General features: G+C 64.0%; 12 protein-coding genes. 3 read left to right on the top strand and 9 right to left on the bottom strand.

The window, feature by feature from the left end:
* Positions 1–207: 207 nt before the first annotated feature.
* Both ACIPZ8_RS19675 and ACIPZ8_RS19670 read right to left on the bottom strand, forming a co-directional pair.
* On the bottom strand, positions 208–1416 hold the full coding sequence (locus ACIPZ8_RS19675; protein ID WP_400726447.1) for a hypothetical protein: 1209 nt from the start codon (positions 1414–1416) through the stop codon (positions 208–210).
* Positions 1417–1457: 41 nt separating this feature from the next.
* On the bottom strand, positions 1458–1907 hold the full coding sequence (locus ACIPZ8_RS19670; RefSeq protein ID WP_400726444.1) for a YcgN family cysteine cluster protein: 450 nt from the start codon (positions 1905–1907) through the stop codon (positions 1458–1460).
* Positions 1908–2053: 146 nt separating this feature from the next.
* On the opposite strand from ACIPZ8_RS19670, the gene ACIPZ8_RS19665 reads away from it, so the two are divergent.
* Positions 2054–2647, top strand: a complete 594-nt coding sequence (locus tag ACIPZ8_RS19665; RefSeq protein WP_400726441.1) for a nitroreductase family protein — start codon at positions 2054–2056, stop codon at positions 2645–2647.
* 107 nt (positions 2648–2754) lie between these two features.
* Here the strand turns inward: ACIPZ8_RS19665 and ACIPZ8_RS19660 are convergent, their stop codons facing one another.
* The 5 genes from ACIPZ8_RS19660 to ACIPZ8_RS19640 all read right to left on the bottom strand — a co-directional run bounded on the left by ACIPZ8_RS19660 (position 2755) and on the right by ACIPZ8_RS19640 (position 7373).
* Positions 2755–3687, bottom strand: a complete 933-nt coding sequence (locus ACIPZ8_RS19660; RefSeq protein ID WP_400726438.1) for a D-2-hydroxyacid dehydrogenase — start codon at positions 3685–3687, stop codon at positions 2755–2757.
* A gap of 2 nt (positions 3688–3689) precedes the next feature.
* Complete coding sequence (locus ACIPZ8_RS19655) at positions 3690–3983, bottom strand: YcgL domain-containing protein (RefSeq protein ID WP_400726436.1); 294 nt, start codon at positions 3981–3983, stop codon at positions 3690–3692.
* Positions 3980–5113 (bottom strand): ribonuclease D, encoded by a 1134-nt coding sequence (rnd, locus tag ACIPZ8_RS19650; protein WP_400726433.1) that lies wholly within the window; start codon positions 5111–5113, stop codon positions 3980–3982. Before rnd ends, ACIPZ8_RS19655 begins: the two co-directional genes overlap by 4 nt.
* Before the next feature lie 89 nt (positions 5114–5202).
* Positions 5203–6840: a phosphoethanolamine transferase gene (locus ACIPZ8_RS19645; RefSeq protein WP_400726430.1), complete on the bottom strand. Its 1638-nt coding sequence runs from the start codon at positions 6838–6840 to the stop codon at positions 5203–5205.
* Positions 6841–7007: 167 nt separating this feature from the next.
* A complete protein-coding gene (locus ACIPZ8_RS19640; RefSeq protein WP_400726427.1) occupies positions 7008–7373 on the bottom strand; it encodes a 5-carboxymethyl-2-hydroxymuconate Delta-isomerase in 366 nt (121 codons plus the stop codon).
* Between the two features lie 117 nt (positions 7374–7490).
* Between ACIPZ8_RS19640 and ACIPZ8_RS19635 the strand changes: the two genes are divergently transcribed.
* Complete coding sequence (locus ACIPZ8_RS19635) at positions 7491–7727, top strand: YdcH family protein (protein WP_103446325.1); 237 nt, start codon at positions 7491–7493, stop codon at positions 7725–7727.
* 104 nt (positions 7728–7831) lie between these two features.
* Here ACIPZ8_RS19635 and ACIPZ8_RS19630 read toward each other — a convergent pair whose 3' ends face one another.
* A complete protein-coding gene (locus tag ACIPZ8_RS19630; protein WP_400726424.1) occupies positions 7832–9016 on the bottom strand; it encodes a trans-sulfuration enzyme family protein in 1185 nt (394 codons plus the stop codon).
* A gap of 126 nt (positions 9017–9142) precedes the next feature.
* On the opposite strand from ACIPZ8_RS19630, the gene ACIPZ8_RS19625 reads away from it, so the two are divergent.
* The gene (locus ACIPZ8_RS19625) at positions 9143–9601 is read left to right on the top strand and encodes an Lrp/AsnC family transcriptional regulator (protein WP_400726663.1); all 459 of its coding nucleotides are present in this window, start codon (positions 9143–9145) and stop codon (positions 9599–9601) included.
* A gap of 33 nt (positions 9602–9634) precedes the next feature.
* On the opposite strand, the gene ACIPZ8_RS19620 is transcribed toward ACIPZ8_RS19625, so the two are convergent.
* Positions 9635–11965 (bottom strand): FdhF/YdeP family oxidoreductase, encoded by a 2331-nt coding sequence (locus tag ACIPZ8_RS19620; RefSeq protein ID WP_400726421.1) that lies wholly within the window; start codon positions 11963–11965, stop codon positions 9635–9637.
* Positions 11966–12065: the final 100 nt, after the last annotated feature.

Raw genomic sequence — 12065 nt, 5'->3', positions numbered from 1 at the left:
CCCGTATCCGCCAGGCACTTGACCAGACCGGACATCAGGACGGGCGGAATGCCCGTTGCAGAGCCTTCGCGACCACCCGGCACAGCCAATGAACGCCAGCCGCATCAGGCGGGTCAGCTAGTTACATTCCACAAGGAGGACTTGCGATGCTCGATATCCACTCCGCCTCGGGGTCAGCGGGCTTGCCCGCGAAGAGGCCGGTACTGGCTAGCGCAGGGCCTTGCTCTGCAACACTTCGGAGCGGCGCCCCAGCACATTCTCGCTGATCTGCACGAACTCTTCGGTGCTCACGCTGGGCAGGCGCATCAGCGCCCGGGTCACATCATCCAGCGAGCGCTTGGCCTGGGTATGGATGCGGATTTCCTTGTCCAGCGCCTGCAACACCATCACCCCACGGGCGACCTGGGCCGGGCTGGCGTGCTCGGCGCGCAGTTGGGTGACCTGGCCGCCCTGCTTCTGCAAGCGTGCCTGCCAGACCTCGTAACGGTCGTCGCTGATGCCTCCGGCACGGCGCAACAGCTCGGTGGCGTAGTACTCGGTCAGGCCCTGGCCCAGCCAGTCGCTGTTGTCCCGTACACGAATCTGCGCAAACAGCTGCACCAGCTCGCGCAGCAGCGGGCTGCTGCCATTCTCGCTGACCATCGGCCGGCTGCTGTGCAGGTAGATCGAACCGTCGCCAGCCATCGCTCCGCGCCACATGCCATCACGGGCCCCCACCAGCAGCAGTTTGGCCGGGTTGCGCGGGAACACCGCCTGCAATTGCGGCCAGACGAAGGTCAGCAAGGTCAGGCTGTCCATCCGCCGCATGCCCTGCCCCACTGGCGCAGCCACGGTAACGTCGGTCTCACCAAGGCGGGCGCGGCGGCTACCCAGGTCGCCCGCGAGCATCCAGCCGGTCGGGCGGTCGAACAGGCGGGACACGTTGTCGATACGGAACTTGTCCTTGCCGATGCGTGGCCAGGACGTTTCGATGCTCTTCCAGCCTTCGGGCAGATCGACCGTCAGGCGTGCCACCAGCTCGGTACCGTCCTGCTGGTCGAGACGCGCAGGCGGCACCAGCTGATCGCCGAGGAACAGCGCCCAATGCGGGGTGATGCGCGAGGAGTAGGCGCCGCTGCGCAGTTTCTGGTCCAGCTTCACCCGGTAACTCAGGCTGGTCTTGCCCGTCGCCGGGTGCCACACGCCACGCTCGCCCTGCTGCTGCCACTGGCCATCGGCCTGGAAGCCACTGTAGGCGCCAGCCTTGCCCAGGTCGAAATCCAGGCTGCGCACGGCACTGCCTTCGGCCAGGGTCAGGCGAACTTCGGCCTGGCCGTTGGCGGGCAGCAGGCGCACCTGGTAATCGAGGTCGACTTTTTTCGCCCAGGCCGGCGAACAGGCCACCAGCCCTAGGAGCAACAACCACTGGCAACGCATAGCGAAACTCCTTGTTCCTCAGAGGCGACGGGGTGCGCCGTTCAGCTGGCGCGGAAAATCAGGTGGTCTTCCCAGTCGTCTTCGTCCACATCATGTTCACTGAGCATACGCCCCGATTGCGAGATGCGCTGTTCATGCACCTGCTGGCGGTCACCGCACACCAGGTGATGCCACTCGGGCAAGTCCTTGCCCTCGCTGACCAGGCGGTAGCCACAGGTGCTCGGCAGCCATTTGAACTGGTCGGCCTTGCCCGGGGTGAGCTGGATGCAATCGGGCACATGGGCGAAACGATTGGGGTAGTCGCTGCACTGGCAGGTATCGCGGTCGAGCAGCTTGCAGGCGATGCGCGTGTAATAGACGCTGTTGTCGTCTTCATCCTCGAGCTTTTGCAGGCAGCAAAGGCCGCAGCCGTCACACAGCGACTCCCACTCTTGTGGGCTGAGTTGTTCAAGGGTCTTGCGCCGCCAGAACGGCGCGCTGTCAGCGATCATCACACGGGTTTCCTGCAGTCATCTTGGTGGCCGCGATGCGCGGCGGCGCCAGTCTAGAGCCTGGCCTTCGGCAACGCCAGACCGCTTGTCAGTGCCAGGCGGACGCAGTAGCGTGCGTGCTTTGCCATCCACTTGCAGGAGCCGCCATGAGCGCCAACCCCCGCATTGCCGATTACGCCATCAACGAGCAGTTCATCAACCGCTGGTCGCCACGCGCGTTCACCGCCGAACCGATCAGCGAAGCGACCCTGCTGAGCTTCCTCGAAGCGGCACGCTGGGCGCCGTCGGCCTACAACTCGCAGCCTTGGCGCTTCCTCTATGCGCGCCGCGACACGCCGAGCTGGGAGCGTTACCTGAACCTGCTGGTACCGTTCAACCGCAGCTGGGCGCAGCAGGCCTCGGCGCTGGTGCTGATCATTTCCAAGACCACCTTCGCGGCACCTGGCGCCACGGAAGAAAAGCCGGCGCTGTGGCATACCTTCGACACCGGTTCCGCCTGGGGCCATCTGGCGCTGCAGGCCAGCATCAGCGGCTGGCACACCCACGGCATGGCCGGGTTCGACCAGGCACTGGCGCGCCAGGAGCTGAAGATTCCGGAAGGTTATGAGCTGCATGCAATGGTGGCGATCGGCAAGCTGGGCGACAAGGCCAGCCTGGACGAGGCGCTGCAGGCGCGTGAAGTGCCGAGCCCGCGTCGGCCGTTAAGCGAGCTGGCGGCTGAGGGTGATTTCAGCCTGTAATGCTTGCGTCGCCTGTGCTGGCCTCTCGCGGATAAATCCGCTCCTACAAGGAACGCGCCCCTGTAGGAGCGGATTTATCCGCGAGAGGCCAGCACAGGCAAAAGAGATCAGTAACCGCGGGCGAAATCGACTTCGCCGCGCAACCCCTGCCCCTCGGCATATGCCCGCACATTCTCGGCAAACAACCGCACCATCGCCGCCGGCGAGGTCGGCGCCGAGCTGTGCCCGGTCAGCAACAGGCCCCAGGCGGTCCAGAACGGATGCCGTTGTGGCAGCGGCTCCTGCCGGCACACGTCGATCACCGCCCCGGCCAGGTGCCCCTCCTTCAATGCCTCGACCAGGTCGGCATCGACCACCGCCGCGCCGCGCCCAGCGTTGATGAACAGCGCCGTGGGCTGGAAGCACCGGAACAACGCCGCGTCATACAGGTCATGGGTAGCCGGCGTGTCCGGCAGCAGGTTGAGCACGTAATCCACCTGCCCGACCATGCGCGGCAAATCCGCCAGCCCCGCAACCTCGACGAACGGCGCCTGTTCACGGGCGCTGCTGGCGATGCCAAAAAGGCTCACGCCAAACGGCACGAGGAACTCCGCCACCCGCTGACCGATATCCCCAGTACCGACGATCAGCACCTTGCGCCCTTCCAGGGTGCGCCCCGGGCGGTCATCCCAGCGTCGCTCGACCTGGCTGACCAGGCGCGACAGTACTTCGCGCTCGTGGCCGAGCATGTAGGTCAGCATGTACTCGGCCATCACCTGGCCGAAGATGCCCACGGCGCGGGTCAGGCGGTAGTCACGCGGCAGGCCCTCGGCCAGCAACGGCGTGATGCCGGCCCAGGTCGATTGCATCCATTGCGGCTTGTGGCCCTGGCGCAGCAGGCTCGCCAGCAAGTCCGGCTGGCCCAGCCAGACCGGGCACTGCGGTGCCTGGCGGGCCAGTTCGGCGGAGTCGCTGCTGGTCAGGATTTCCAGCTGCGGCGCTGCCTCGCGCAATAGCTCGGCGTATCGAGCATGATCATGCTCAGCGATCAGTACACGCATGGTCAGACCGGGTCGTTACGGCGCAGCAGCTCTTCGGGCAAGTGCTCGATGTACTCGTCCTCGGCCGGTGGCATCTGCAAGTGATAACCCTGGGTATCGAGGTTTTCCAGCACCTTGGCGATGTCCTCGCGGGCCAGTTGGCGCTCCGGGGTCAACACCAGGTCGAAGGCATGCACCGGCTTGCCAAAGAAGGGCAGCAGCGCTTCTGGCACCCGCTCCAGGCCTTCGGCCTTGAGCACGTAGAGGTACATTTCGTTCTTGCGGGGGCTCTTGTAGATCGAGCAGATACGCTTCATTGCTTGTCTCCGGCGCCTGCGAGGTCGTCGAGCAGGGCCTGGCCCATCCGCTCACGGCGCCAGCCGCGCAGCGAATCGGGCAGTTGGTAGGGGCCGTTGGGATAGCCGCTCTTGAGCAGGGCTTCCAGGGCTTTCTTGCGCAGCATCAGCTCCGGGGCGATCCCCAGGCGCTCGCCTTCGGCCTGGCCGATGGCGCGCAGGCGCTTGAGGATACCGGCGGCTTCGATCGGCAGCGGCTCAGGCAGCGGCTGTGGCCACTGCTCGGGCGGCAGGCTGCCGGCGCGCTTGATCAGCTCGAGCAGGAAGGCGCCGTCCTGGCGGATGGTGCGCGGGTGCATTTCTTCGATCTTGGCCAGGGCCGAAAGGTTGTCCGGCTGGCCCTTGGCCATGGGCCACAGCGAGTGTTCCTTGAGGATGCGGTTGCGTGGCACGTCGCGGCTGCGTGCTTCGCGCTCGCGCCAGGCGCACAGCTCACGCAGCACCGCCAGTTGCTGGCGGCCCAGCTTCCAGGCGAGCTTGACGTCGCGATACAGGACCTCGGGTTCGACCTCACGGCGCAGGGCGGCCACCAGCTCGGCACCGTCGTCCAGCACCCAGGCGTACTTGTCGTCGGACAGGCGCGGCTGCAGGGCAGCGAACAGTTCGGCCAGGTGCACGGCATCTTCGGCGGCGTAGCTGACCTGGGTTTCCGACAGCGGGCGCTGCAACCAGTCAGACCGGGTTTCGCCCTTGGGCAGCTCGATGCCCAGCACTTCCTGCACCAGACGCGAATAACCCATGGAGAAGCCCAGGTTCAGGTAACCGGCCGCCAACTGGGTGTCGAACAACGGTTGCGGCAGCTTGCCGGTCAGGCGCAGCAGCACTTCGAGGTCTTCGCTGCAGGCGTGCAGCACCTTGACCACGCTGCTGTCGTCGAGCAGTTCGCCCAGCGGCTGCCAGTCGCCGATCAGCAGCGGGTCGATGAGGAAAGCCCGCTGCCCGTCACCGACCTGAACCAGGCCGGCTTTCGGGTAGAAGGTGTCGACCCGCATGAACTCGGTGTCGAGCGCCACGAAGGGCAGTTCGCGCCACTTGCGGCAGTGTTCGGCCAGGGTCTGGTCGTCACGGATCCAGTGAATTTCGATGGCCACAAGGCTCTCCCACAAACATTGGCGCGCAGTATATACGGCGCGGGCCCTGCTGGTGAAACCTGCGCCATCCCTGGATTAGATGAACGGCCTCAACGCTGGGCTGCCAGCCATGGCCGGCAGCTGGCAAACATGTCCAGCGACTGCTGGTAGACCTCGGTGTGCACCTGCAGCAGGCCCAGCATCGAGTGGAACAGGTTGTCCTGCGACAGCGGCGCATCGCTGAGCTTGGCCAGGCAGTCGGTGTCGATGCCGAAGTCCTCCTTGTAGCTGTCGGAGAACCAGGTCAGCAATGGCACATGCTTCTGTTGTTCCGGGGCTATGGCATACGGGGTGCCGTGCAGGAACAGGTTGTACTCGCCCAGCGACTCGCCATGGTCGGACAGGTAGATCATGGCCGTGTCGACCTTGTCCTGCTTGCTGCGCAGGGTATCGATCAGCGAGGACAGCACTTTGTCAGTGTAGGCCAGGGTGTTGTCGTAGCCGTTGATGATTTCCTGCTCGCTGCACTGGTTCAGCGCGTTGCTCTGGCATACCGGGGTGAAGCGCTCGCCGCCTTGGGGGTAGCGCTTGAAGTACTCGGGGCCGTGGCTGCCCATCTGGTGCAGCACCAGCACGGTGTCCTTGTCGAGGTTGTCGATCAGTTCGCCCAGGCCCTGCAACAGGATTTCGTCATGGCATTCGCCGCCGGCGCACAGTTGCGGGTCCTTGAGGTTGCTGACGTCGATGAACTGCACGCGGTCGCAGGTACCTTTGCAGCCCGACTGGTTGTCGCGCCACTGCACCGCCAGGCCGGCACGCTGAAGGATATCCAGCAGCCCTTCGCGGTTCTTCGCCACACGGGCGTCGTATTCCTTGCGCTTCATGCCGGAGAACATGCACGGCACCGAGACGGCGGTTTCGGTACCGCAGGAATGCACATCGGAGAACTTCACCAAGCCCTGTTCCTTGGCAAGGTTCGGGGTGGTATCGCGGTCATAGCCCAGCACGCCGAAGTGATCGGCCCGTGCACTTTCACCGACCACCAGCACGGTCAGCGATTTGCGCTCGTGTTTCTGCCAGGCGGCATCGCGCTTGGCATCTTCGCCATAGTTCTGGAATGGTCGCGCAGCGGTACCGACGCGCTCGTTGACATAACCGATGGTTGCGCCGACGACATTGCTCGGGGTGAGCATCAGGCGCAGTTCGTGGTGGTTGCGAAACAGCGACGACAGCCCTTGATAGTTGACCAGGGCCACCGAGCCCAGTGCCACCACGCAGGCCCCGCTGACCACCACTTTGCCCAGCAGCTCACGGTGCCACGGGCGGTAGGCGATCTGCGCTTTCCACAGCAATACCGAGGGCAATACGCCGAGCAAGAGAATATAGGCAGCGAACTTGAACGACATCAGGTCGCGCACTTCCGAAACATTGGTCTCGGCCATGTTGCGGAACATGCCGGCATCAATAAGCACGCCATACTGGTTCATGAAGTAAGCGGCACTTGCACCACTCACGAACAGCACGATCAATAGCGGCTTCAATACATAACGGAAGGCGAACAGCGTCAACACCAGGTTGAACGCGAACAACATCAGCACGGCGAACGCCAGGCTCAGCCAAAGCCCCGATACCCCGGCGGGCACCACCTCTTGCAGGTGCTTCCAGAGGAACATGTTGAGACCGACCAGCAGGTAAACGCTGGCCAACAGCGTGACCCATTCAGTCCGCAGGGATTTGAAGTTGAGCATCGGCATTCGCAGTCAAGAGTGGTTATCAACCCCCCAGGCCGGATGGCACCGTGGGAAAGTCGGGCGAACTCTAGAAAGCACACCATCAATTTTTCGTGAAAAAGACGGTAACAAATTCGTAAGCCGATGCATTTTTTTACATTAAATTAACTTCATTCAGCATTCGTTCAGCCGGGCAGACGCGCCTTGGCATAGGGTTCGCGGTCGATGTCGAGCACTTCGACGCACAGCTGGATGTCCACGCCGGCCTGGGCCGGGATGGCTTCGCGCAACACCTCGAGCAGGCCGTTCGACAACTGCTGCTTCACCTCGGGTGAACGCCCGCTGAGGATGGCCAGCCGCACATGGGCGAAGGCACGCTCACCCGGCGCAATGCCGACCCGGTATTGCCTGAAGGCCTCGGCACGGCTCTTGATGTCGGCCTCGTCGGCGAACTGGCCACTGCCGACCAGGGCGTGGTTCAGGCGCAGCAACAGCACATCGACGTTGAGCTCGCGCAGGTTGTCGCTGTATTCCAGGTTCAGGTGAGGCATGGCGCAGGTTCCAGGCTCGGGAAAGGATGCGACAGCCTACCCCAGTCCCCTACCTGCGCAAAGGCGGCTATCCTCAAAGGTCAGGACCTTACCGACAACCCTGACAGAGGTGAAGAAATGCCAGTTCCGCATGATCTGCTCGCTGACCTGCACGTTACCGCTGACGCATTCCAGGCGCTCATAGACAAGGACCAGGACCTTCACAAGCTGCACAAGGAATACAACACCAAGGACAAGGAGGTGCTGGCCGCCGAGGCCAATGGCACCAACGACGAGGCGGTCAACCGCCTGCGCAAGGAAAGGCTGCTGCTCAAGGACAAGATCGAACGGATCATTCATCCGCCGAAGTCCTGATAGTCCTTCATTGAATTCACTGGCCCTTCGCGGCTAAAGCCGCTCCTACAGGTTATGTGCAGATCCTGTAGGAGCGGCTTTAGCCGCGAAGAGGCCAGCAGCCCTTACACCGCAGCCGAAGCCTTCAAGGCGCCATCCAGGTCCTCGATCAGGTCGCGGTAATCCTCGATCCCTACCGACAACCGCAGCAGGTTCTCGCTGATCCCCATCTCGCCCTTCTGCGCCGGGCTCAACGAGTTGTGCGACATGCTCCAGGAATGGTTGATCATGCTCTCCACCCCGCCCAGCGAGTCGGCCAGCACGAAGATCTGCAACGCCTCGACCAACCGGTTGAGCGCCGCCCGGTCAGCGCCCTTGACCTTCATCGCCACCACCGCTCCGCCAGCGCGCATCTGCCGCGTGCACAGGTCGTGCTGCGGGTGGCTTTCCAGCCCTGGGTAGAACACCTGCTCGACCTGCGGGTGGCCTTCGAGGAAGCGCGCCACCTGCAGCGCGTTAGCGCACTGGCGCTCCATGCGCACATCCAGGGTCTTCAGCCCGCGCAGGGCCAGGTAGCAGTCGAACGGCCCCTGGATCGCGCCTACCGCCATGCTGATCTTGCGCAACCGCGCCAGCAGTTGGTCATTGGCTGCGACCACCACGCCACCGGTGAGGTCGGAATGGCCGCCGATGTACTTGCTCGCCGAATGCATGACCAGGTCCACGCCGAGGGTGATCGGGCGCTGGTTCCATGGCGAGCAGAAGGTGTTGTCGATGCAGGTGAGGATGCCGCGGGCACGGGCCAGCTCGCACACCGCCTTGATGTCCACCAGGTGCAGCAGCGGGTTGGTCGGTGACTCGATCCAGATCAGCTGGGTCTCTGGCTTGATCGCTGCCGCCACCGCCTCGATGTCGTTGAGGTCGACATAGGTGGTGCTCAGGCCTGAGGTGCGCCCGCGGTAGTCTTCAAGGATGCGGAAGGTGCCGCCGTAGACGCCATTCATCACCACCACGTGGGCATCCTTGGGCAGCAGCTCCAGCACCGTGGCGGTGGCATTCACACCCGATGCGCACGCCACCGCACCGACGCCCTCCTCCAGCGCGGCAACACAGCTTTCATAGGCGTGGCGGGTTGGGTTGCCGACGCGGCTGTAGGCGTACTCGGGGTGATCGTCGAGGCTGCGCTTGATGTAGGAACTGGCAGTGTAGATGGGCGGGAAGATGGCGTTATCGGCAACGCTGTGCTGCTCGCCGGCGTGGATGGTACGGGTGGCGAAGTTACGCGGCTTGTCGGACATGGTCGGGCCCATTGGCAGGATTCAAGGCTGCAACTATGGCAACAACCTGGCGCGGCAGCAAATCAGACTCAACGCGGGAAATTTTCCTAGGCCTGGGTTAATCTGGGGAAAATTTTTCTCGTGGGCTCTAACCCTGCCATGGACAGTTTCGACCAACACATCCTCACCCTGTTGCAGCGCGATGCCTCGATCTCGCTCAAGGACCTGGCCGAAGCGGTCAACCTGTCGACCACGCCGTGCTGGAAGCGGGTCAAGCGACTTGAGGAAGACGGCTACATCCTCGGCCGTGTCGCCCTGCTCGACCCCGAGCGCCTGGGGCTGGGGCTGACGGTGTTCGTCCAGCTCAAGACCCAGCGCCACGACAGCGCCTGGCTGGAGCAGTTCGCGGCGACGGTGAAAGGCTTCGAGGAGGTGATGGAGTTCTACCGCATGTCCGGGGACTGGGATTACATGCTGCGGGTGGTGGTGGGCGACATCGCGGCGTATGACCGCTTCTACAAGAAGCTGATTACCAGCACCGAGGGGCTGTCGAACATCACCTCCAGTTTCGCCATGGAGCAGATGAAATACACCACGGCCTTGCCGGTGCACCGATAGCTGGGGCCGCTTTGCGGCCCCAGCAGTCTCCACTCAATCCGAAGCGAGCACCGCCTCGATCCGGTTCCCGGCCTTGGCCTTCTCCAGCTTGATCGCAATGAACTTGGACGTCGGCGTATACGTCCCTTCGCCATAACTCTCCAGCGGTACCAGCGGGTTGGTCTCCGGGTAATACGCCGCTGCCTGGCCATCCGGAATGTCGTAAGCCACCAGGCGGAAGCCCGACACCCGCCGCTCGATACCATCCTCCCACAGCGACACCAGGTCCACCTGCTCGCCCGGCTCGAACCCCAGGCGGCGGATATCCGCTTCACTGACAAACACCACTTCGCGCAGGCCGAACACCCCGCGATAACGGTCATCAAGCCCGTACAGCGTGGTGTTGTACTGGTCGTGCGAACGCATGGTCTGCAGGATCAGGTCCGGCTTGTCGCCCCGCGCCAGCACCTTGGCGTTGACCAACTCCTCCGGCAGCGCATGGGGCATGAAGCGTGCCTTGCCGGTGGCCGTGCGGAAGTTGCGATCAGCCGCGTTGTTGCCCAGGTGGAAGCCACCCGGGTGCTGCAGGCGCTGGTTGAAGTCGGCGAAGCCCGGGATAACGTCGGCGATCATGCTGCGAATGCGGCTGTAGTCGGCGACCGCATACTCCCAGTCGATCGGCTGGTTGCCCAAGGTCGCCTTGGCCATGCCGGCGATGATCCACGGCTCCGAACGCATGTGCGCCGAGCGCGGGCGCAGCTGGCCGTTGGAGATATGCACCATGCTGAAGGTGTCTTCCACCGTCACGCCTTGCGGCCCTTCGGCCTGCATGTCGATCTCGGTACGGCCCAGGCACGGCAGGATCAGGGCATCGCGCCCGGTGACCAGGTGCGAGCGGTTGAGCTTGGTGGAAATCTGCACGGTCAGCGCGCAGTTGCGCAGCGCCGCGTGGGTGCGCGGGGTATCCGGGGTGGCTTGGGCGAAGTTGCCGCCCAGGCCGATGAACACCTTGGCCAGCCCCTCTTCCATGGCCTTGATCGCCAGCACCGCGTTGTGCCCGTGGGCCCGCGGCACACGGAACTTGAAGCGTTTCTCGATGGCATCGAGCAAAGCTGCCTTAGGCTTCTCGTCGATGCCCATGGTGCGGTCACCCTGCACGTTGCTGTGGCCGCGCACCGGCGACAGCCCGGCACCGGGTTTGCCGACGTTGCCGCGCAGCAGCTGCAGGTTGACGATTTCCTGCACGGTCGGCACCGAATGGCGATGCTGGGTGACGCCCATGGCCCAGCACATGATCACCCGTTCGGCCTTGCGGTACATCCGTGCGGCCAGTTCGATCTCGGCCAGGGTCAGGCCCGACTGCTTGACGATGTGCTCCCAGGAGGTGGCATCCACCGCCGCCAGGTAGTCATCGACGCCACTGGTGTGCTCGGCGATGAAGGCATGGTCGAACACCGCCGGCTCGCCCTTGGCCTGGGCTTCGCGCTCCCACTGCAAGAGGAACTTGGCGATACCGCGCATGGCCGCCATGTCGCCGCCCAGGGCCGGGCGGAAGTAGGCACTGGTGGTCGGCTCGGAACCGTTGCTGAGCATCTCGAACGGGTGCTGCGGGTGCTGGAAGCGTTCCAGGCCACGCTCCTTGAGCGGGTTGAAGCACACCACCTGGGCCCCGCGCTTGACCGCCTCGCGCAGCGGTTCGAGCATGCGCGGGTGGTTGGTTCCGGGGTTCTGGCCGATGACGAAGATCGCATCGGCCAGCTCCAGGTCATGGAACACCACGGTGCCCTTGCCCACCCCGAGGGTTTCCGACATGCCGGCGCCGCTGGCTTCGTGGCACATGTTCGAGCAGTCGGGGAAGTTGTTGGTGCCGTAGGCGCGAACGAACAGCTGGTAGAGGAACGCCGCCTCGTTGCTGGCCCGGCCCGAAGTATAGAACTCGGCCTGGTCGGGCGAGTCGAGCGCGCGCAGGTGCCGGGCAATCAGCTCGAAGGCTTCTTGCCAGGTGGTTTCGACGTAGTGGTCGGTGGCCGCATCGTAGCGCATCGGGTGGGTCAGGCGGCCTTGGTATTCAAGCCAGTAGTCGGTCTGGTCGAGCAACGCGCTGACGCTGTACTTGGCAAAGAATGCCGGGTCCACCGAGCGACCGGTGGCCTCCCAGTTCACCGCCTTGGCACCGTTTTCGCAGAACTTGACCATGTCGCTTTCCGGCGACTCGCCCCAGGCGCAGCCTGGGCAGTCGAAGCCACCGTTCTGGTTGGTCTTGAGCATGGCCCGCAGGTTCTTGAAGGCGTTGTCGCTGCCCAGCCAGCTCTTGGTCACGCTCTTCAGCGCGCCCCAGCCGGCGGCGGGGCCCTTGTAGTCCCTGATGTGTTGGTCCTGGCTCATGCGGTCAATCCTCACGCGGCATGGAAATGTTCACCGAATCGATCTGCCCGGCGTTTTTTCCAGCCTATGGAGCCCGCCCCAGAGCCGTCCAATCGAAATA

Origin of the sequence: Pseudomonas sp. NPDC089422 (assembly GCF_044749405.1) — a bacterium.
Lineage (GTDB): Bacteria > Pseudomonadota > Gammaproteobacteria > Pseudomonadales > Pseudomonadaceae > Aquipseudomonas.
Note: the sequence above shows the minus strand (reverse complement) of the source record. Positions and strands in the feature narration are given on the sequence as shown.

Excerpts from the sequence above, each read along its gene's own strand:
- ACIPZ8_RS19675 (WP_400726447.1), bottom strand. The coding sequence starts at position 1,416 with ATGCGTTGCCAGTGGTTGTTGCTCCTAGGGCTGGTGGCCTGTTCGCCG.
- ACIPZ8_RS19670 (WP_400726444.1), bottom strand. The coding sequence starts at position 1,907 with ATGATCGCTGACAGCGCGCCGTTCTGGCGGCGCAAGACCCTTGAACAA.
- ACIPZ8_RS19665 (WP_400726441.1), top strand. The coding sequence starts at position 2,054 with ATGAGCGCCAACCCCCGCATTGCCGATTACGCCATCAACGAGCAGTTC.
- ACIPZ8_RS19660 (WP_400726438.1), bottom strand. The coding sequence starts at position 3,687 with ATGCGTGTACTGATCGCTGAGCATGATCATGCTCGATACGCCGAGCTA.
- ACIPZ8_RS19655 (WP_400726436.1), bottom strand. The coding sequence starts at position 3,983 with ATGAAGCGTATCTGCTCGATCTACAAGAGCCCCCGCAAGAACGAAATG.
- ACIPZ8_RS19645 (WP_400726430.1), bottom strand. The coding sequence starts at position 6,840 with ATGCTCAACTTCAAATCCCTGCGGACTGAATGGGTCACGCTGTTGGCC.
- ACIPZ8_RS19640 (WP_400726427.1), bottom strand. The coding sequence starts at position 7,373 with ATGCCTCACCTGAACCTGGAATACAGCGACAACCTGCGCGAGCTCAAC.
- ACIPZ8_RS19635 (WP_103446325.1), top strand. The coding sequence starts at position 7,491 with ATGCCAGTTCCGCATGATCTGCTCGCTGACCTGCACGTTACCGCTGAC.
- ACIPZ8_RS19630 (WP_400726424.1), bottom strand. The coding sequence starts at position 9,016 with ATGGGCCCGACCATGTCCGACAAGCCGCGTAACTTCGCCACCCGTACC.
- ACIPZ8_RS19625 (WP_400726663.1), top strand. The coding sequence starts at position 9,143 with ATGGACAGTTTCGACCAACACATCCTCACCCTGTTGCAGCGCGATGCC.
- ACIPZ8_RS19620 (WP_400726421.1), bottom strand. The coding sequence starts at position 11,965 with ATGAGCCAGGACCAACACATCAGGGACTACAAGGGCCCCGCCGCCGGC.